The organism is Mesorhizobium sp. M0239 (assembly GCF_040321815.1).
Classification (GTDB): domain Bacteria; phylum Pseudomonadota; class Alphaproteobacteria; order Rhizobiales; family Rhizobiaceae; genus Mesorhizobium.
This window is the reverse complement of sequence record NZ_JAMYSG010000026.1, coordinates 29,424-48,140: the sequence shown is the minus strand read 5'-3', so window position 1 is coordinate 48,140 and position 18,717 is coordinate 29,424. Positions and strand designations below refer to the sequence as shown.

Genomic DNA, 18,717 nt, shown 5'->3' with positions numbered 1-18,717 from the left:
ATCAGGTCATGTCCAGCGTGATGGCCACCGGACAGTGGTCCGATGCCTTCGGCCGGTCCCAGCCGGCGCGCGGAAACCGCTCGACCTCCTGGCCGGGCGGAAAAATGGTGCGCCAGGGCTGGCCGTTGCGGATGATGTCGGGAACGGCCGTCGCGTTGCTGGCGGCGAGCCCCTTCGACAACAGGATGTAGTCGAGCTGGCACAGATGCCGCTCTTCCGGTCCGCGCGTGTGGTAAAAACTCCAGCGGTTCATCTCCGGCCGCCGCTCGACGACATTTTCGCAAAAGCCGCCTGCCGTCAGCACGTTGATGCAGGACAGGGCTTCGTCGACCACCTCGAAGCGATAACCGTCGATCGCATCGCCTGCTACCTTCACGCGCTGGCGATAGTCATTCATGTCGCCGCAGATCGCCCAGCGTTTGTCGGCGGCCCCACTTTTGTCAGCGGTGGCCCCACCGAAGCGCTCCTCGATGATGCGGCGCACGGCCTGCGCCTCTGCGATGCGCACCGGCATCGTCGCCTCGCGCCCGTCGAGCCCGTTGCGCGGCGAGCCCATCGACTTGAAATGCACGAGATAGAGCGTCAGCGGCACGCCACCCACGGTGACGTCGATCTCCAGGCAGTCGCGCCGGAAAATGCGCTCATTGGCCTGATTGCCCAGTGCCTCGAGTTCCGGCGTGTGCAGCCCGAACTGCTCGTAGGTGACATAGGCGTGGCTGGTCATGCGCACGAATTCGATCGGCTGGCCCTGCGCGGTCTCGTTGCGCATCATTACGGCAACGTCGATACCGCGCGAATCATTGCCCGCTGTGGTGTATTTCTGCCGGTAGCCCTGCCCCACCATCTTGAACAAATAGCCGTATTCGAAGGCCTTCAGCGCTTCGATGTTGTCGACCTCCTGCATGCAGATGATGTCGGCCCGGGTGGCAGCGATCGCCAGCGCCGTCAGCTGGCGCGTGTCGTCGGACTGGGCGATGGCGCGGGCCTGCTCCAGGATCCTGTATTCCGCTTCGCTCTGGATATCGAACAGCGCCAGCGTTCGATCCTCGTTGAGCTGGTTGCGATAGCCGGAAAAATCGAACCTGTTCATCAGGTTCTCGACATTGAAGGTGGCAAGGCGCAGCGACATGCCATGACCTTTGCCCGCAAGTGCTTGGGAAAACAAGCTCGCAAAACCACCATCTGAGATCGATTGGTCCTGGGCGCGTTCGCGTCATGGTTGACGGAACCTTTCCGTTCATCCGCCGTTCAGATGCAAACATCCATTGTTGCTCCATTCCTCGGGTGGGCGTGGGGCCTGTAACTCTTGGAGAGTGCAATGAGTTCGCTCTTTTCTTCCACGGTCAAATCGGGGCTGATAGCCCTCGGTATCCTGTCCGGCGTCACGGCACCGTCCGCCGCCGGACCGATCATGCAGCCGGATCTGTCGATACCCACCAGCACGGCGGCGCCGAATGTCACGCCGGTCCGCGACAGCTGGGCGGGCGGCAACAACCGTCAGTTCAACAACGACAATTGGAGATGGCGCCGGTCAGGCAATTGGGACGGCGGCCGTCGACACTGGCACGGCGGCGGTGGTAACTGGAATGGCGGAGACAACTGGCGTTGGCGCCATGGTCGCCATCACTATCGCGGCGGCCGTTACTATGATGATGGCGCGAGTGCCGCGATCCTGGGCCTTGGCCTAGGGCTTGGCCTCGGCAGCATGTACAACAATAACGACTACTACGACCGGCCGGCGCCGCGCCGCTACTACCGCGCGGGACGGCTTTCGAGCGCCCATGTCCAATGGTGCTACAACCGCTACCGGTCGTACCGGGCCTACGACAACACGTTCCAGCCCTATAACGGCCCGCGGCAGCAGTGCTACTCACCCTATTGAGCTGGCCTGTAGCTGAGCTGGCCTGTAGCTGAGCTGACCGACAGAATGAAAAAACGGCGCCACTTGGCGCCGTTTTTTGTCATGGAAGCCGCTGTTTTCGAGCGCTTGTGGATTTCGCTCAATTCTTCGCCTTGTCGACCAGCTTGTTCTTGGAAATCCACGGCATCATCGCGCGCAGCTTGGCGCCGACTTCCTCGATCTGGTGGCTGTCATTGTTGCGGCGGATGCCCTTGAAGCGGGACATGCCGGCGCGGTATTCCTGCATCCACTCCGAGGTGAATTTTCCCGTCTGGATGTCCTTCAGCACGCGCTTCATCTCGGCCTTGGTCTCGGCGGTGATGATGCGCGGACCGGAGACATATTCGCCCCATTCGGCGGTGTTCGAGATCGAGTAGTTCATGTTGGCGATGCCGCCTTCATAGATCAGGTCGACGATCAGCTTGACCTCGTGCAGGCACTCGAAATAGGCCATCTCAGGCGCGTAGCCGGCTTCCACCAGCGTCTCGAAACCGGCCCGGATCAGCTCGACCAGACCGCCGCACAGCACGACCTGCTCGCCGAACAGGTCGGTCTCGCATTCCTCGCGGAAATTGGTCTCGATGATGCCCGAACGGCCGCCGCCGACGCCGCAAGCGTAGGACAGCGCCAGGTCGAGCGCATTGCCCGAAGCGTCCTGGTTGACGGCGACCAGGCACGGCACGCCGCCGCCCTTCTGGTATTCGCCGCGCACCGTGTGGCCGGGACCCTTCGGCGCGATCATGACGACGTCGACCGTCGACTTCGGCTCGATCAGGCCGAAATGCACGTTGAGGCCATGCGCGAAGGCGATAGCGGCACCATCGCGGATGTTCGGCGCGATCTCGTTCTTGTAGATGTCGGCCTGCAGTTCGTCCGGCGTTGCCATCATCATCAGGTCGGCCCATTTGGCGGCGTCCGCCACGCTCATCACCTTGAGCCCGTCGGCCTCGACCTTCTTGGCGGTCGCCGAGCCGGCCTTGAGGCCGATGGCGATCTCCTTGGCGCCGGAATCCTTGAGGTTGAGCGCATGCGCCCTGCCTTGGCTGCCATAGCCGATGATGGCGACCTTCTTGCCCTTGATCAGATTGAGATCGGCATCACGATCGTAATAGACGCGCATTTTGTCTTCCTTCCCGTTTTTACAAATCAGAGGGCCTTGCGGCCGGTTGTTGCTCCATGAAGAGCGAGAAACTGCTGCGTCGCGCGCGCGGCATCGCCGCCGATCGCCGCCTCAGTCAATTCCAGCCGGTCGCCAAGCAGCAGACGGATCTGCACGTCGCGGGCGACCAGCCCGAAAAAGGTGCGGAACGCCGTCTCGGCATCCGTGAAATCCAAAAGCCCGGTCCGTCGGCCGGCCTCAAGCACCGGCTTCAACCGTTTGGCCAATGCGAAGCGGCCGTTCTCAAGCACGACGGCGCCGAGATTGTCCTTACCCGAGCCCGCATGGCTGACCGCCACCCGGTTGAGGGCGATCGAGGTGTCGCTGGAGATCACCTTAAGCCAGTCCGAGGCAAAGCGTTCGAGGCTTGCGGTCAGCGAGGCAAGATCGAGCCCCTTGCCGTCAACCGGCGCCACCCGCACTTTCGAGGCCTGCCACTGCACCGTCGCCGTCAGCAGCCCGTCACGGTCGCCGAACCATTTGTAGAGCGTTTCCTTGGAGCAGCTAGCGCGGCGCGCCACGGCGGTCATGGTCAGATGATCGCCCTCCTCGACCAGCAGCCGCAACGCCGCGTCGAGGACGGCCTTCTGCCGTTCTGTCAGCGCTTCGCTGGTGTCCATATCGGGCAAGATGTGCAACACGCTCTTCTCTCGAAAGGCAGGCCACCGATCACTCGGCAATCCGTACCGTACGTTACGGTTCGGCATATTGCGCATTCCAAGGCCGCACGCAAGAGGACGAGAGCAAAATATCTGCAAGTGGATGAGCGTTGCCGCGCGCGACAAGCCTCGCCTAGTCGCCGGCCGGCGGTTGACGCAGCCGTCCAAGCAATGCCGAGACCATGGTCAGCTCATCCGCCGACAATTTGGCGCCTACCAGTTCCGCAATCGAGCGTCCGTAGACAGCCCACATCTGGCGGCGTGTCTCTCGCCCGCTGGCGGTGATGCGGATGGTCTGGCCACGGCCGTCATCGGCCACCGGCAGTTTCTCGACGAGCCCATCGGCCTCGAGCCGGGCCAGAAGCCGAGAGATGTTGTATTGCGCGAACAGCGTGCGCTCGATGAGCTGGAACGGCCGCAGCCCGCCCTCACCCGCCTCGGCGAGCTCATGCAGCACGTCGTACCAGGCAAGCGGCGGCAGGCCGGCGGCCTTCAACGCCTCTTCGGCGCTTTCCATCAGCTGGCGCGAAACGCGCATCAGGCGAGCCCAGGCCTTGATGGCTTCGGGCGAAGGCGTGGCTTTCTCGGTCATGGCGCATTCCTAGACGATAGATGCAATTGCATCAAGCTTGACGGTCGATGCATGTGCATCTATATAGATGCAATTGCATTAACCCTGGAAAGCCGATCCGATGAAACACGAAACCTGCACACGCGCCGACAAGCTCATTCTCGTCAGCCATCACCTCTGCCCCTATGTGCAGCGCGCCGCGATTTCGCTGGCCGAAAAGGGCGTGCCGTTCGAGCGCATCGATATCGACCTCGCCAACAAGCCGGACTGGTTCAAGGCGATCTCGCCGCTCGGCAAGGTGCCGCTGCTGCGCGTGCAGCGAAATGGCGAGGAAACGGTGGTCTTCGAGTCAGCGGTCATCCTGGAATTCCTCGAAGAGACGCAGGCCAATCCCCTCCACCCTGTCGATCCCTATGCCCGCGCCCGTCATCGCGCCTGGATCGAGTTCGGTTCGGCAACCCTCAACGCCATCGGCCGGTTCTATTCAGCCTCGATCGAGGCTGGCTTCCTTGCCGAATCCAGCGCGCTGTCCGCCATGTTCGATCGCCTCGAAGCCGAGCTGGCGGACGAGCCCGGCGGACCCTGGTTCGCCAGCAAGCACTTTTCGCTGGTCGACGCCGTTTACGGTCCGGTCTTCCGTTATCTCGATGTCTTCGACCGCATCGGTGATTTCGGCATTCTGGACGGCAAACCGCTCGTCCGAGCCTGGCGCAAGGCGTTGAGTGAACGCCCGTCGATCAGGCAAGCCGTGGCGCCGGACTATCCGCAGCGCCTGCATGCTTTCCTGCAAGCGAAGGGATCGCACCTTTCAGGCCTCATCCGGCAAAACGATCCAGCCACCGCGCCTCGGTCAGCCCAATCCGCTTGAACGGATCGATCATCGTACCGGCCACCATCGAGGCGAGAAACTGCGGCGCCGGCGGGATTTTTGCCACCGTCGCCACCAGCCTGTCGCGGATGAAGGGCAGCGCCACCGAATCCGACTGGTAGAACGGCGTGAATGCCAGCGACAGCGCCTGGAAGATGCGGACATGCCAGCGCCGCGCCTTCGCATAGGCCTCCAGTGCTGCGTCGACACTCGTTGTCCGCACCAGCGCATGGCTGAGCGCCGCCGCGTCGAGCAGCGCCATGTTCGCCCCTTGCCCGAGTTGCGGACTGGTGGAATGCGCCGCGTCGCCGATGACGGCCAATCGCCTACCGGCCGGGAGCTTCATCGTGTGGTGGCCGTAGCGGGCCAGCGAGAGCTGGTCGAAACTGTCGATCTGGCTGGTGAACGCCTCGCTCTGTGGCCACAGCCGGACCACCCTTTCCTTCCAGGCGTTCAGGCCGCGGACGCGCACCTCATCGGCATCCGACGGCTTCAGGCTCCAGAAGAAGGCCGCCATCTTTTCAGCGCCCGGCTGCGGCCGGCCGACCGGCAGCACGCCGATCATCACGCTCGCTTTGTCGTAGCGTTGCAGCAGCGCATGCTCATCGAAACCGTCGCCGCGCCAACCAAGCGAGGCCCAGAACGCGCCATAGGTGAGTGCTCTTGGCTCGCCTGGAGCGCTCGCGCGGCGCAGTTTCGAGCGCGAACCGCTGGCGTCGATGACGAGGTCGAACGGCCCTGCCCTTCGTCGGTTGCCGCATATCAGCGTCGCCCGTTCGCCGGTCTCCAGAGCCTCGATCTCGACGCCGGTCTCGATGGCGATCGCCTCGCGCTGCGCGGCGCGGAAAAGCACGCCGAACAAGGCCGCCCGGTGCACCGCCAGCCCGAAGCGGCCACCGCGTTGCGCATCGTAGCGGACATCGAGCACCGTACGGCCCGTGGAAGCATCGGCGCCATGCAGGCGGTCGATACGGCTGCCCAGCGCGAGTATGTCGTCAAGCAGGCCAAGATCGGCCAGGACCGTCAGCCCTGTCGGCTGCAGAATCAGCCCGGAGCCGACCGGCTTCGGCTCATCGAAGCGCTCGAAGACCGTGACCCGATGCCCGGCACGCTTGAGATAGAGCGCCATGGCCAATCCCGCCGGCCCGGCGCCGGCAATTGCTATGTCGTAGGAAATGCCAATGCCCCCAAGCCGAACTGGCCGGGACAATCCTTCAGCCGCCCGACGAAATCAAGCCGCGGGTTTTAACTGCCGTTCAAGCCTGCATGGCATCAAAGCCGGAACGCGCGTCGCGCACCGCGTCATGATTGAGTTCGGCCCATAGGATCAGCTGATGCAAGGCGCCGAACATCGAATGCCCGAGATCGGTCAGGCTGTATTCGACGCTCGGCGGCTTGGTCGGGAACACTTCGCGATGCACATAGCCGTCACGCTGCAAATCATGGAGCGTCTGCGTCAGCATGCGCTGTGAGATATCGGGCACCAGCCGCCGCAATTCGCCAAACCGATAGGGCTTTTCGGCCAGCGCCATCATCAGCAGCGAGCTCCATTTCCCGCTCACCCCCTGGATGACATCGCGGACTGGACAATTTGCAAAATTGCCGCCGCCGGAGATCGCCTTGTAGACCTCCATCTTCGATCTCAGATTGACGATCTTGCTGTCCACCGCTGGATCCCTGCGCCTGCCTACCTCCCGAAAAACTGCCTTCTTTACGGCCATGGGTCAATTCCTATTTTAGTGCTGGTCTCTTTTTGAGACTGCCACTCGAACCGCCTTAGCGGCGCAATGTCAGGATCTTCCATGACCGAAACCCTTCTCATCACCGGCGCTTCCGGCCAGCTCGGCCGCGGCGTCATCAACCATCTGCTGGACACGTTCAAGGTTCCAGCGGCACGGATCATCGCCGCCACCCGCAATCCGGAAAACCTCGCCGGCCTGGCGGCGCGAGGCGTCATCACAAGGGCGGCTGACTTCGACGACACACTATCGTTGGAGGCTGCGTTCAAGGGCGCCGACAGGGTGCTGATCATCTCGACCGGCGAGATCGACCTGCTTCACGGCAAGCGCCTGAGGCAGCACGAGAACGCGGTTGCCGCCGGGAAGAAGGCCGGTGTTTCCCACCTTCTCTACACCTCGATGCCTAATCCAGAACCGGTTTCGCCGGTGCTGTTTGCCAATGATCACTACGGCACCGAGCAGGCGATCAAGGCGAGCGGCATCCCCTACACGATCTTCCGCAACGGCTGGTACCAGGAGAACCTGTTCATGGCCCTGCCGCACGCGATCGCTTCGGGAAAATGGTACACGTCCGCCGGCGACGGCCGCATGGCGCACGGTGCGCGCGACGACATGGCGGCAGCGATCGCCGCCGGCCTCGCCGCCGCATCAAGCGAAAGCGAGACCTACACCTTGACCGGCCCGCAGGCCTACACGACGGCCGAGATTGCCGCCCTGGTAAGCGAGGTCACCGGCAAGCCGCTAGATGTCGTGCAGGTTCCGGATGAAGCCCTGACCGAGGGCGTGAAGGCGGCTGGCGTTCCCGAGGACTTTGCCCGCATCATCGTGTCGTTCGACGCCAACACGCGTTCCGGCCGCATCGCCATGGTGACGGACGCGGTCGAGACGCTTTCCGGCCGAAAGTCGAAGACGCTGAAGCAGTTCCTCGAGGCAAACAAGGCCGCGCTGGCCGGTTGAAGCGGAGTGACATGGACTGTGCCGTGAAGCACAGTCCATTCGCCGATCCGCCAGGACATGTCCTAGATCGCCACCTGCGTGCCGATCTCGACCACGCGCCCGGTCGGGATTTGGAAATACTCCGTCGCATCGGCCGCCGTGCGCGCCAGGCCGATGAACAGCCGATCCTGCCACACCGGCATGCCGGAATTGGGCGAGGCCTTGAGCGAACGCCGTGACAGGAAGAACGAGGTCGTCATGATGTCGAACTTCCAGCCCTGCTTGCGGCAGATCGCCAGCGCGCGCGGGATGTTCGGCTGCTCCATGTAGCCGAAGGTCAGCGTCACCCGCATGAACAGCTCGTTGACCGTCTCCATCTTGACCCGGTCGCTGTCGGGCACCACCGGTTGCGGCGCGGTCACCACCGAAAGGATGACGTTCTGCTCGTGCAGCACCTTGTAGTGCTTCAGGCTGTGCATCAGCGCGGTTGGCGCGCTGAGTGGATCGCTCGTCAGGAACACCGCGGTGCCGGACACCAGCTGCGGCTTTTTCTTCAGGAGATTGCCGGCGAGGAAATCGAGCGGGATTTCGTTGCGGCGGGTCTTGTCGAACAGATAGCGGCTGCCGCGCACCCAGGTCCACATGGCCAGCACGATGGTGAAGGCCACGGCCAGCGAGGCCCAGCCGCCCTCGAACACTTTGACGATGTTGGAGGCAAAAAAGCCGACGTCGATGAAGCCGAACAGCGCCGTCATGGCGACCGCCACCCACAGCCGCCATTTCCAAATCCGCGTCATGACCACAAACAAGAGCACTGTGGTCACCAGCATGTTGCCGGTCACCGAGATGCCGTATGCCGACGCCAGCCTGCTGGATTCGCCGAAGCCGACGACCAGCATCATCACCACCAGCGCCAGCAGCAGGTTGACGCGCGGCATGTAGATCTGGCCGGACTGTTTCTCCGAGGTGTGCAGGATTTCAAGGCGCGGCAGCATGTTGAGCTGCACCGCCTGCCTGGTCAGCGAGAAGGCGCCCGAGATCACCGCCTGGCTGGCGATGACCGTCGCGGCGGTCGCCAGCACGACCATCGGGATCAGCGTCCAGCCTTCGTTCATCTCAAAGAAAGGATGGCCGACGACGCCGTTCTTGGCCAGCACGAAGGCACCCTGCCCGGCATAGTTCAGCAGCAGGCACGGGAACACGACCCACAGCCAGGCGAGCACGATCGGCTTGCGGCCGAAATGCCCGAGATCGGCATAGAGTGCTTCCGCACCGGTGACGGCGAGGAAGATGGCGCCGATGGTCACGAAAGCGACGTCGGGCGAATTGATCAGAAACGCGACGATGTAGTGCGGGCTGATCGCCCACAGGATTTCCGGATCGGCGATGATGTGGTTGAGGCCGGAAAGGCCGATCGCCAGGAACCACACCGCCGTCACGGGACCGAAGACCAGCCCCACACCCCCCGTGCCGAAACGTTGCACCGCAAACACCATGGCAAGGATGACCAATGTCAGCGGCACGACATAGGGCTGGAAGGTCGGCGTGACGACATTCATGCCCTCAACCGCCGACAGCACCGATATCGCCGGCGTGATGACGGCATCACCGAAGAAAAGCGATGCCCCGACAATGCCGATGCCGAGCATCAGCGCCGAGCGCTTGGGGAAACTGCCGCGCGCCAGCGCCATCAGCGACAGCACGCCGCCCTCGCCGCGGTTGTTCGCCCGCAGCACGAACATGATGTATTTGATGGTGACGATGATCGTCAGCGACCAGATGATCAGCGACAAAACGCCCAGAATATCGCCGCGCTGGGCGACTTGTCCGCCCGACGACGCCACCAGCGCCTCGCGAAAGGCGTAGATCGGGCTGGTGCCGATATCCCCATAGACGACACCGAGCGCGCCCAGCATCAGAACCTTGGTGCTGTGCTGCTCGACTTCCGAATGGCTCGATTGTTCGACGGGTTCTGCCTCACTACCAGTATTGGTAAGGGCCATGGACGACACTCCGATAAGCGCGCGGTGCTCTACGCTTGCTGCAATGCAATATCAAGTGCCGTCGCGTAATGGCTGCCATGCCTGCCACGCGAGGCTGCCATCGCTACCATCCGCAGGCCTTGAGGAACCGACCCACCGTGCCGGCCATGCCATACTCCAACGCGTCGGCTGTCAACCCATGTCCGATCGACACTTCGGCCAATGCCGGAATGCGCTTGGCAAGTGCGGGCAGATTGCTGACCACCAGATCGTGCCCGGCATTGACCTGAAGCCCGGCAGCAAGCGCGGCGTCGGCGGTTTTTCCCAGTCTTTCCAGCTCCTTGGCCGCTTTGGCGGAATCTGTGTGATAGCTACCATATGGACCCGTATAGAGTTCGATACGGTCGGCGCCGACATCGCGGGCGGCCGCCACCCAATCGGGGTCCGGATCGGAAAACAGCGACACGCGAAAGCCCCCCTTTTTCAGACGCTTGACGATCGGTGTGAGGAACGCGGCCCGGGTGGCGAAGTTCCAGCCATGGTCCGATGTCGCCTGGGCCGGATCGTCCGGCACCAAAGTCACCTGTTCGGGCTGGTGCTTTTCCACAAGCACCAGGAAATCCTCGGTCGGATAGCCCTCGATGTTGAATTCCGCGCGCGGAAACTCGTCGTCGATCAGCGACCGAATCTCAGGCAGATCGGAGTGTCTTGTGTGCCGCTCGTCGGGGCGTGGATGCACCGTCAGCCCATGCGCTCCGGCCGCCAGCGCAATGCGGCCGAGGCCGGTCACGCTTGGCCACGGCAGGTCGCGCCGGTTGCGCAGCATGGCGATGGCATTGAGGTTGACGGAGAGCTTTGCAGGCATGCGGGTGGCCTCGGAAATCATTCAACGCGCCCACCTATAATGCCTTTGACGGGAACAGTAATGCCTTTGGTGGGAACAGACTGGGGGTTTCGCGTGTTCCAAGCCTGATGAGCGAACCCGGGAAAGGACGCACCGATGAATTTTCTCGATGAGGTTCCGGCAATCCGCCGTATCGAGACCAGCCGCGACGACCTTTTCGCCATCGATGTCGTCGGGCACGTTTCCGCGGCCGACGGTGAAAATCTTTTCGGGCTGCTGGAGGCAGCCTATGCCCTGCACCCGCGCATCGATGTGCTGGTGCGCCTCGTCGACCACGATGGCGTCGACTGGGCCGACATCGCGGACGAGACCCTGAAGCAGGGTGCCATTCATGCATTGGAACATGTCGGCCGTTGCGCAACCATCGGCGAACCGGACTGGATAGCGGACGCACAACGCTTTCTGCCGTCCTCACCGCCCATCGAAATCAGGCATTTCAGGGCGGAGGACGAGGCTGCCGCCTGGCAATGGCTTGCCGCACAGCCTATCGGGGCAACAGCATCCGGAGCCCCTACCTGACGATCGTCAGCCGTTCGGCCGCCCGCGTGATGGCGGTGTAGAGCCAGCGCTGGCGGGTTTCCTTGAAGGCCCAGCTTTCATCGAACAGCACAATCTCGTTCCACTGCGAGCCCTGCGCCTTGTGCACGGTCAGCGCGTAGCCATAGTCGAAATCGTCGAAGCGCTTCTTCTGCTGCCAGGGGATATCGGCATCGGGATCCTCGAACGCCGCCTTGAGCAGCTTGATCTTGGCGACGCCACGATCCGGATCGTCCTCTTCCGGCGACACCAGAAGGTTGATGCCGGGCTTCACCGTCTCGCGCGACGAGGTCATCACCTTCCACAGCGAGCCATTGAGCAGGCCCTTGGCCGGATCGTTGCGCAGGCAGACCAGCTTGTCGCCGGCTTGCGGATAATCGGCGTTGAAGCCCTTGAGCTCGCGCAGCCGCTGATTGTAGCGGCGACGCGTGCGGTTGGTGCCGACCAGCACCTGGTCCGCCTTCAGCACCAGCTCCTGGGTGACGTCTTCCTTGCCGATCACCTGCGCCGTGCCATAGTCGCCACGCATGAATTCACGGCCCTCGCGCACATCGAGCGCCAGCCGCAGGATCGGGTTGTCGCGCGCCTGCCGGTGGATTTCGGTCAGCAAAAAATCCGGCTCGTGGTCGGTGAAGAAGCCGCCGCCCGAGATCGGCGGCAGCTGGCCGGGGTCGCCCAGCACCAGGATCGGCGTGCCGAAACTCATCAGGTCGCGGCCGAGCTGCTCGTCGACCATCGAGCATTCGTCGATGACGACCAGTTTCGCCCGCGTAATCGGGCTCTGGCGGTTGAGCGAGAAGGTCGGCGACATCGACGTCTTGCCGGTGACCTCGTCCGATACCGATTCCTCGCCCTTCGGCCGATAGATCAGCGAATGGATGGTGCGCGCATTGACTGCACCCTTGGAGCGCAGCACCTGCGCCGCCTTGCCGGTAAAGGCGGCGAACTGCACCTGGCCGTCGACATGTTCGGCGAAATACCGCGCCAAGGTCGTCTTGCCGGTGCCGGCATAGCCGAACAGCCGGAACAGCTGCGGCTGGCCGGTCTTCAGCCATTGGGCGACCGCCTTCAGCGCGTCGTCCTGTTGGGGAGAGAATTCCATCAGCGCGAGAGACCGGATTCGCAAGGGAAAGACAAGACAGCGGCCACCATCATCGATGCGCCGGGACGCTTCAATGCCGCCGACGGGTCAGGCTATCAGGCGCAGACAAGAACGTAAAGGGAACATACAAGCTCGCCCCACACCTTATCGAATCGGCTGGGGATCGTTTTCCAGCAGGATCGGCTTGCCGTGCGGCGTGGCATGCGCGGCGCGCTCCCAGGCTTCAGCCATAGCGTCGACATCCGACTTCGCGGCCAGCCCTTTGATGGCAAGCAGGCTTTCCAGCGCCGCCAGCCAATGTTCGTAATAATCATGGCCGTCCGCTGCGGCGCCCGGTCTCTTCACTTTTTCCGACAGTGCCTGCGCCCACTCGCTCCACGAAAACAGGCCCTTGTCGTGCAACGCCACCGTCATGGCGAAAGCCTCGGCCTGCCATGGCTCGGCAAACACCCGCGCATCGACGCCCGGCGGCAGCTCGGACAGATCCGTATCACGCCGGCTCAAGATAGCTCTCCCAGGCGTCTATCGACACGCTTAGCGTCGGGTCGGCGCCCTCGCCCCAGATTTCCGGCCCTTCGAAAACCACGGTGTAGACCCATTGCGGATTTTCGCCGTGTCCATGCGCGTTGCTGTCGGGGAACACGAAACCGTCGTGCACCGCCTCAATCACCCCCTGCTTGGCGCGCGCATAGCGCGGCAGCCGCGTGTGGCCGCTCGGGTTGAAGTTCTTGGTCCGTACAGGATCGCCGGCCTTGAACCGCGCTGGCTGTGCCACCGGCCGGTCGCAAGGCCCACCCTTGGCCAGCACGGCAGGCACGTTTTCCGCCTTCAGCACCCTTTTCGGTGTCGCAGCCGGATCAATCGCTCGGCCCTCAGCCAAGTCGCGCTCGCTGACAAACCCATGGCGCTTGAGCAGCACCTCCAGCGCCTTGATCCAGATCTCGTAGTAGCTGGAGGCATAATAGTCGGCCGGATGCAATGATTCCCGCGCATGCCGGCTCTCGTCGATGTTCCAGGCTCCCATGGCGCCGGCAGTCAGCGTCACGCCGAGCGCCCGCCTCTCCCATGCGGCATGAAAATACGGCTCGTCCTGTTCGGGCGCGACGGGACCGAACCCCATTTGTCCGCCGAGATCCTGCGGCCCGTTCATGCCGGCTGCCCCTCTATTTCAGGTCTTTGGGCCAAGCCGGTCCCGATCATCGCATCACGGCTGACCAACTCCGCCAGCCGCTCCTCGCTCCAGCCTTCGGTATTTTCGGGCCGCATCGGCACGACGAGATAGCGCAGCTCGGCGGTCGAATCCCAGACGCGGATTTTCTTGTCCGCCGGCAGCGTCAGCCCGAACTCCTCCAGCACGCCGCGCGGATCGATGACGGCACGCGAACGATAGGGCGGCGCCTTGTACCAGACCGGCGGCAGGCCGAGCACCGACCACGGATAGCAGGAGCACAGCGTGCAGACGACGAGATTGTGCGTCTCCTCGGTGTTGAACACCGCCTGCATGTGCTCGCCCTGCCGCCCGGTATAGCTCAGCGATTCGATCGCCGCCGTCGCATCGCGTTTCAGCCATTCGGCATAGGCGGGATCGCTCCAGGCCTTCGCCACCACCCTGGCGCCGTTGCGCGGGCCGATTTTCGTCTCGTAGGTATCGACGATGACGTCGATCGCCGCCGGATCGATCAGCCCCTTTTGGGTGAGGATGGTTTCCAGCGCGCGGACGCGGGCGGCAAACGGATCGAGTTCGTTGTCGTGGTCATGATCGTGTGACATGGCCGCAAACTACGTTTCCAGTGATGCCGCCGCAAGCGCAACGGCTTGGGCCAACGGCACATGGCGCTGGCCCTGTCACATCATTCGGCCGCCGCCCGCTGCGGTTCGGGCAGCATGTCTTCCCTGGCTTCGAATAGCGACGGCTGATCCCCCGCTTCGACCGGGCCTGGCTCGCCCTTGCGCTTCGACCAAAGCCCGACCAGCCAGCCAGAGAAATTCTCCATGTAGACATAGATCACCGGCGTCACGAACAGGGTCAGCGCCTGCGAGGCAAGCAGACCACCGACAACGGCAACGCCCAGCGGCTGGCGCAGTTCGGCGCTGGCGCCGGTGCCGAGCGCAATCGGGAATGTGCCCATCAGTGCCGCCAGCGTCGTCATCATGATCGGCCTGAACCGCATCAGGCAGGCCTTGTGGATCGACTCGGTCGCGGACATGCCGTCTCGTCGCAGTTCAAGCGCGACGTCGACCATCATGATGCCGTTCTTCTTGACGATGCCGATCAGCATCAGGATGCCGATCACCGCGATGACAGACAGATCCATACCGGCGAAGCGCAAGGCAACAACCGCCCCGAGCACAGCCGACGGCAGGCCGGTGAGGATTGTCAGCGGGTGGATGAAGCTCTCGTAGAGGATGCCGAGCACGATGTAGATGGTCAGGATTGCGCCGCCGACCAGAAAACCCTGGTTGGCAAGAGAATCCTGGAAGGTCTTGGCCGTCCCGGCGAAGGTGGTCGAGATCACCGTCGGCATGCCGATCTGCTCCTTCAGCGCATTGATGCGCGTCACGCTGTCGCCCAGCGCCACGCCCTGCGGCAGATTGTAGGAGATGGTCACGGCTGGAAGCTGGCCGAGCTGGTTGACAGTCAGGGCGCCGGCCGTGCGATCGACCCGGGCGAAGGCGCCGAGCGGAACCAGACTGCCGCTCGCCGTCCTCATCTGGATGGCCAGCATCCGCTCGGGCGACCACTCGATCTTTGGATCGAGCTCGGTGATGACTTCGTAGCTGTCGGCCGAACCGAAGATTGTCGAAACCTGGTCGGTGCCGAACCCGCCATAGAGGGCGGAGCGCAACGTGTCGGTATCGATACCGAGCTGGGCGGCCTTGTCGCGATCCACCACCAGCGTCGCCTGCAACGCATTGTTCTGCAGGTCGCTGGTGACGTCGGTGAAGTTCGCATGGTCGGCCGCCATCGCGTCGTTCAGTTTCTGCGCCCAAATATCGGTCAGGCCGGTATCAAGGCCCTGAACCACGAGCTGGTAGGCGCTTGCCGACGACCGCGAGCCCAGCCTCAAATTCTGCACCGGCTGCATGTAGGTCTCGATGCCCGCCACGCCGGCCAGTTGCTTGCGCAGATCCGAAAGCACCTTCTCGATATCGGGGCGCTGGTCCTTGCCCTTGAGCTGGACGAAAAGCTGCCCCTGATTGAGCGCATTGTTGCCGCTGCCCGCCGACCACGCCACATGGGCGACATAGGGCGAATGCGAGAAGACGCTGGCGACCTGTCCTTGCAGCCTGGACATGGCATCGAAAGAGATGTCCTGACGTGCGATGGTGGTCACCGATATCTGGCCGATGTCCTCCTGCGGGAAGAAACCCTTCGGCGAAGTCTGGATCAGCCACACCGACGCTGCCGCGGTGCCGACGAAGACGAGGAACACCAGGAAGGTGTGGCGCAGGCAGAAGCTCAAGACCCTGTCGTAGCCGCGGGTGACGAGGTCCTGCTTATGACCGGGGCCATGCTTGTCACGGTCGGCTTTGGTCACCGACAGCAGCCGCGAGCACAGCATCGGCGTCAGCGTCAGCGACACGAACATCGACGCCAGGATGGCGACCGTCACCACGACGGCGAACTCGTTGAAGATGCGCCCGATGACGCCACCCATCAGCAGCACGGGGATGAACACCGCCACCAGCGAGATCGAGATCGAGATGATGGTGAAGCCGATTTCGCGCGCGCCCTTCAGCGATGCGTCGAAGGCCGACAGCCCGTCCTCCTCCATATGGCGGAAGATGTTTTCAAGCATCACGATGGCGTCGTCGACGACGAGGCCGACCGCCAGCGTCAGGCCCATCAGCGATATGTTGTCGATGGAAAAGCCGAACAGGAACATCGCGCCGAGCGTGGCGATCAGCGAGATCGGCACAGCCACGGCCGGGATGATGGTCGCCGTCACCCGGCGTAGGAACACGAAGATCACCATGATCACCAGGGCAATGGTGAGCAACAGCGTGAACTGCACGTCGCTGACCGCCTGCCGGATCGAACTGGAGCGGTCGTTAAGCAGCTTGATGTCGGCGGCGGCCGGCATCTGGTCCTTGAAGGACGGCAGCATCGCCTTGACCTTGTCGACGACGTCGACAGTGTTGGCATCGGGCTGGCGCTGCACGGCCATGATGATCGCGCGGGTGCCATCGTACCAACTTGCGGTGGTGGTGGTCTGCACCGAATCGACCACGCGGGTCACCTCGCCCAGCCGCACGGGATGACCGTTTTTGGTGGCGATGATGATGTTGGAGAAGCCGGCGGCGTCGGTCAGCTGCGTGTTGGCGGTGATGGTGAGCTGCTGCTTGTCGTTCTGCAGCACGCCCAGCGGCGTGTTGCTGTTGGCCGAGGCGACCGCCGCCTGCAGCTGATCGATCGAGATGCCGCGCGCGGCAAGCGCGGTCGGGTCGATCTGGATGCGCACCGCGTATTTCTGTTGGCCGAAGATCGAGACCTGCGCCACGCCGTCGATGGTCGACAGCGACGGCGAGATGACATTTTCCGCGAAAGCATCGAGATCGGTCAGCGGAACCGTGTCGCTGACCAGCGACATCAAAAGGATCGGCGCGTCGGCCGGATTGACCTTGCGATAGCTCGGCGGCGCCGTCATCTGCGGCGGCAATGATTTCTGCGTGCGCGCGATCGCCGCCTGCACATCGGCCGCCGCCGCATCGATGTCGCGGTTGAGCACGAACTGGATGGCGATCGAGGTCTGGCCAAGCGAGTTCGTGGTCGAGATCGAATCGATGCCGGCGATGGTGGCAAACTGCTTGATCAGCGGCGTCGCCACCGATGTCGCCATGGTTTCCGGCGAGGCGCCGGGCAGCGAAGCCGAGACATTGACCACCGGGAATTCGGCGCTGGGCAGTGCGGCCACCGGGAGGAACTTGTAGGCGAACAGCCCGCCCAGCACAAGGGCGAACGACATCAGAAGGGTGGCGACGGGTCGGCGTATGCAGAATTCGGAGATCATTGGGCCGCCTCGCCGGCGTTGGTCGCCTCGGCCACCTTGGGAGCAGCATTCGCCGTGGCCTTGCCCTCATGCACCGCCGCGCCGTCCTTCAGCCTCGTCTGGCCTTCGGTGACGACCTTCTCACCGCTTTTCAGCCCCTGGCTGATGGCGCTGTTGTCGCCTTCGGTCAGCGCCACCTGCACCGGCCGCATCTCGACCGTGTTGTCCGGCTTGACCACATAGACGAACTGCCCCTTCTGGCTTGGCTGCACCGCGACGGTCGGAACCGATGTCATCTGCGGCATGATGCCGGCGTCGAGCACGACATTCACATACTGGCCGGGCCATAGCGAAAGGTCCGCATTGGGAATGCTTGCCCGCGTGGCAATCGTGCCCGACGCGGTGTCGACGCTGGAGTCGACGAAATCGAGCGTGCCCTTGCCGATCGGCGTCGGGTCGCCGTCCTTGGTCAGTGTCACCGCGCCCTGCTGCGGGTTGGCAAGCGCCTTGTGCAGCAAAGCCAGGTTGCTCTCGGGAAGATTGAAGTTGACCTGCAGCGGGTCCATCTGGGTGATGGTCACCAGCGGAGTGGCCGTGCTGCTGTTGCCATTGCTGACGGTGACGAGATCGCCGACGGCGACGCTGACTGCGCCCAGCCTGCCGGAAATCGGCGCCGTGATCGTGGCGAAGCCAAGCTGGACATTGTCGGCGTCGATTGTCGCCTTGTCGGCATCGACAGTCGCTGCGGCAGCCTTCTGCGCGGCGACGGCCTGGTCGTAGGTCTGCTGCGTGCCGGCCTGCTTGGCGACCAGATCCTTCGCGCGCTGAAGATCCGACTGCGAGCTGGCGAGCATCGCCTGATCCTTGGCGAGCGCCGCCTGATCCTTGGCAAGCTGCGCCTTCAGCGCCCGGTCATCGAGCGAAAACAGAACGTCGCCGACCCTGACCATCTGCCCGTCCTTGACATCGATGGAGACGATCTGGCTGGACACCCGCGCGTTGATGTTGACGACGGCTGGAGAGGAGACGAAGCCGATGGCGTAGCGCCGGATCGGGAAATCGGCTGTCGAAGCGACGGCCGAGAGGATGGAGGCCGAGCGGGCGCCGCTGCCGCCACCTGCCGACTTGCCCCCCGTTGCCGGCTTGTCGGTGGTCGGTTTGTCCGCGGCCGCGACCTGCTTTGCGCCGATAAGCTGCTGAACTCTGCTCAGCGTGTCCGGAGACAGATAGAGCCAGGCCGCGCCGACACAGGCGACCGCAAGCAATGAAAGAATGACTTTTCCACGCATCGACAAAAGGCCCTCTCTGTCCGACACGCCATAACCAGGTGGTCGTATTCTAGCGCAACTCACGGCTCACTGCCGCGATT

At 63.3% G+C, this 18,717-nt stretch carries 18 protein-coding genes; 4 read left to right on the top strand and 14 right to left on the bottom strand.

The window, feature by feature from the left end; translation table 11 throughout:
* Nucleotide 1 precedes the first annotated feature (1 nt).
* Complete coding sequence (locus NKI99_RS24890) at nt 2-1,129, bottom strand: endonuclease/exonuclease/phosphatase family protein (protein ID WP_352612400.1); 1,128 nt, start codon at nt 1,127-1,129, stop codon at nt 2-4.
* Nucleotides 1,130-1,318: 189 nt separating this feature from the next.
* Between NKI99_RS24890 and NKI99_RS24885 the strand changes: the two genes are divergently transcribed.
* Nucleotides 1,319-1,882 carry a BA14K family protein gene (locus NKI99_RS24885; protein WP_352612399.1) on the top strand — a complete coding sequence of 188 codons (564 nt, stop codon included), beginning with the start codon at nt 1,319-1,321 and terminating at the stop codon, nt 1,880-1,882.
* Between the two features lie 118 nt (nt 1,883-2,000).
* Here the strand turns inward: NKI99_RS24885 and ilvC are convergent, their stop codons facing one another.
* The 3 genes from ilvC to NKI99_RS24870 form a co-directional block, all read right to left on the bottom strand.
* Entirely contained in the window at nt 2,001-3,020 is a 1,020-nt protein-coding gene (gene ilvC / locus NKI99_RS24880; RefSeq protein WP_013531065.1) for a ketol-acid reductoisomerase, read from the bottom strand.
* Nucleotides 3,021-3,046: 26 nt separating this feature from the next.
* Entirely contained in the window at nt 3,047-3,700 is a 654-nt protein-coding gene (locus NKI99_RS24875) for a TetR/AcrR family transcriptional regulator (protein WP_352612397.1), read from the bottom strand.
* A gap of 151 nt (nt 3,701-3,851) precedes the next feature.
* Nucleotides 3,852-4,310 (bottom strand): MarR family winged helix-turn-helix transcriptional regulator, encoded by a 459-nt coding sequence (locus NKI99_RS24870; protein ID WP_352439806.1) that lies wholly within the window; start codon nt 4,308-4,310, stop codon nt 3,852-3,854.
* 100 nt (nt 4,311-4,410) lie between these two features.
* Between NKI99_RS24870 and NKI99_RS24865 the strand changes: the two genes are divergently transcribed.
* On the top strand, nt 4,411-5,157 hold the full coding sequence (locus NKI99_RS24865; RefSeq protein WP_352612396.1) for a glutathione S-transferase family protein: 747 nt from the start codon (nt 4,411-4,413) through the stop codon (nt 5,155-5,157).
* On the opposite strand, the gene NKI99_RS24860 is transcribed toward NKI99_RS24865, so the two are convergent.
* Both NKI99_RS24860 and NKI99_RS24855 read right to left on the bottom strand, forming a co-directional pair.
* Nucleotides 5,105-6,367 carry an FAD-dependent oxidoreductase gene (locus tag NKI99_RS24860; RefSeq protein WP_352439804.1) on the bottom strand — a complete coding sequence of 421 codons (1,263 nt, stop codon included), beginning with the start codon at nt 6,365-6,367 and terminating at the stop codon, nt 5,105-5,107. The two genes, NKI99_RS24865 and NKI99_RS24860, sit on opposite strands and share 53 nt — an antisense overlap.
* 46 nt (nt 6,368-6,413) lie before the next feature.
* Nucleotides 6,414-6,824, bottom strand: coding sequence for a winged helix-turn-helix transcriptional regulator (locus NKI99_RS24855; RefSeq protein WP_127293162.1), 411 nt, complete (start codon nt 6,822-6,824; stop codon nt 6,414-6,416).
* A 135-nt stretch (nt 6,825-6,959) separates the two neighbouring features.
* On the opposite strand from NKI99_RS24855, the gene NKI99_RS24850 reads away from it, so the two are divergent.
* Nucleotides 6,960-7,853, top strand: coding sequence for an SDR family oxidoreductase (locus NKI99_RS24850; RefSeq protein WP_352612395.1), 894 nt, complete (start codon nt 6,960-6,962; stop codon nt 7,851-7,853).
* A 62-nt stretch (nt 7,854-7,915) separates the two neighbouring features.
* Here NKI99_RS24850 and NKI99_RS24845 read toward each other — a convergent pair whose 3' ends face one another.
* Both NKI99_RS24845 and NKI99_RS24840 read right to left on the bottom strand, forming a co-directional pair.
* Nucleotides 7,916-9,835, bottom strand: a complete 1,920-nt coding sequence (locus tag NKI99_RS24845; RefSeq protein ID WP_127293158.1) for a potassium transporter Kup — start codon at nt 9,833-9,835, stop codon at nt 7,916-7,918.
* A gap of 103 nt (nt 9,836-9,938) precedes the next feature.
* On the bottom strand, nt 9,939-10,679 hold the full coding sequence (locus NKI99_RS24840; RefSeq protein WP_023813048.1) for a pyridoxine 5'-phosphate synthase: 741 nt from the start codon (nt 10,677-10,679) through the stop codon (nt 9,939-9,941).
* Between the two features lie 135 nt (nt 10,680-10,814).
* Between NKI99_RS24840 and NKI99_RS24835 the strand changes: the two genes are divergently transcribed.
* On the top strand, nt 10,815-11,237 hold the full coding sequence (locus tag NKI99_RS24835) for a SpoIIAA family protein (RefSeq protein ID WP_352442857.1): 423 nt from the start codon (nt 10,815-10,817) through the stop codon (nt 11,235-11,237).
* Here the strand turns inward: NKI99_RS24835 and NKI99_RS24830 are convergent.
* The 6 genes from NKI99_RS24830 to NKI99_RS24805 all read right to left on the bottom strand — a co-directional run bounded on the left by NKI99_RS24830 (nt 11,230) and on the right by NKI99_RS24805 (nt 18,637).
* Entirely contained in the window at nt 11,230-12,357 is a 1,128-nt protein-coding gene (locus tag NKI99_RS24830) for an ATP-dependent DNA helicase (RefSeq protein ID WP_027034850.1), read from the bottom strand. The two genes, NKI99_RS24835 and NKI99_RS24830, sit on opposite strands and share 8 nt — an antisense overlap.
* Before the next feature lie 144 nt (nt 12,358-12,501).
* Nucleotides 12,502-12,861 (bottom strand): nitrile hydratase accessory protein, encoded by a 360-nt coding sequence (locus NKI99_RS24825; RefSeq protein WP_352612393.1) that lies wholly within the window; start codon nt 12,859-12,861, stop codon nt 12,502-12,504.
* Complete coding sequence (gene nthB / locus NKI99_RS24820) at nt 12,848-13,507, bottom strand: nitrile hydratase subunit beta (RefSeq protein WP_023813052.1); 660 nt, start codon at nt 13,505-13,507, stop codon at nt 12,848-12,850. Before nthB ends, NKI99_RS24825 begins: the two co-directional genes overlap by 14 nt.
* Nucleotides 13,504-14,127 (bottom strand): nitrile hydratase subunit alpha, encoded by a 624-nt coding sequence (nthA, locus tag NKI99_RS24815; protein ID WP_352551888.1) that lies wholly within the window; start codon nt 14,125-14,127, stop codon nt 13,504-13,506. Before nthA ends, nthB begins: the two co-directional genes overlap by 4 nt.
* 80 nt (nt 14,128-14,207) lie before the next feature.
* Nucleotides 14,208-17,369, bottom strand: a complete 3,162-nt coding sequence (locus NKI99_RS24810) for an efflux RND transporter permease subunit (RefSeq protein ID WP_352612391.1) — start codon at nt 17,367-17,369, stop codon at nt 14,208-14,210.
* Nucleotides 17,366-18,637 (bottom strand): efflux RND transporter periplasmic adaptor subunit, encoded by a 1,272-nt coding sequence (locus NKI99_RS24805; protein ID WP_352612456.1) that lies wholly within the window; start codon nt 18,635-18,637, stop codon nt 17,366-17,368. Before NKI99_RS24805 ends, NKI99_RS24810 begins: the two co-directional genes overlap by 4 nt.
* Nucleotides 18,638-18,717: the final 80 nt, after the last annotated feature.

Bases quoted from the DNA above. Each gene is read 5' to 3' on its own strand.
- NKI99_RS24865 (WP_352612396.1), top strand. From the start codon at position 4,411: ATGAAACACGAAACCTGCACACGCGCCGACAAGCTCATTCTCGTCAGC.
- NKI99_RS24870 (WP_352439806.1), bottom strand. From the start codon at position 4,310: ATGACCGAGAAAGCCACGCCTTCGCCCGAAGCCATCAAGGCCTGGGCT.
- NKI99_RS24835 (WP_352442857.1), top strand. From the start codon at position 10,815: ATGAATTTTCTCGATGAGGTTCCGGCAATCCGCCGTATCGAGACCAGC.
- ilvC (WP_013531065.1), bottom strand. From the start codon at position 3,020: ATGCGCGTCTATTACGATCGTGATGCCGATCTCAATCTGATCAAGGGC.
- NKI99_RS24845 (WP_127293158.1), bottom strand. From the start codon at position 9,835: ATGGCCCTTACCAATACTGGTAGTGAGGCAGAACCCGTCGAACAATCG.
- nthB (WP_023813052.1), bottom strand. From the start codon at position 13,507: ATGAACGGGCCGCAGGATCTCGGCGGACAAATGGGGTTCGGTCCCGTC.
- NKI99_RS24890 (WP_352612400.1), bottom strand. From the start codon at position 1,129: ATGTCGCTGCGCCTTGCCACCTTCAATGTCGAGAACCTGATGAACAGG.
- NKI99_RS24830 (WP_027034850.1), bottom strand. From the start codon at position 12,357: ATGGAATTCTCTCCCCAACAGGACGACGCGCTGAAGGCGGTCGCCCAA.
- nthA (WP_352551888.1), bottom strand. From the start codon at position 14,127: ATGTCACACGATCATGACCACGACAACGAACTCGATCCGTTTGCCGCC.
- NKI99_RS24885 (WP_352612399.1), top strand. From the start codon at position 1,319: ATGAGTTCGCTCTTTTCTTCCACGGTCAAATCGGGGCTGATAGCCCTC.
- NKI99_RS24805 (WP_352612456.1), bottom strand. From the start codon at position 18,637: ATGCGTGGAAAAGTCATTCTTTCATTGCTTGCGGTCGCCTGTGTCGGC.
- NKI99_RS24850 (WP_352612395.1), top strand. From the start codon at position 6,960: ATGACCGAAACCCTTCTCATCACCGGCGCTTCCGGCCAGCTCGGCCGC.
- NKI99_RS24810 (WP_352612391.1), bottom strand. From the start codon at position 17,369: ATGATCTCCGAATTCTGCATACGCCGACCCGTCGCCACCCTTCTGATG.
- NKI99_RS24840 (WP_023813048.1), bottom strand. From the start codon at position 10,679: ATGCCTGCAAAGCTCTCCGTCAACCTCAATGCCATCGCCATGCTGCGC.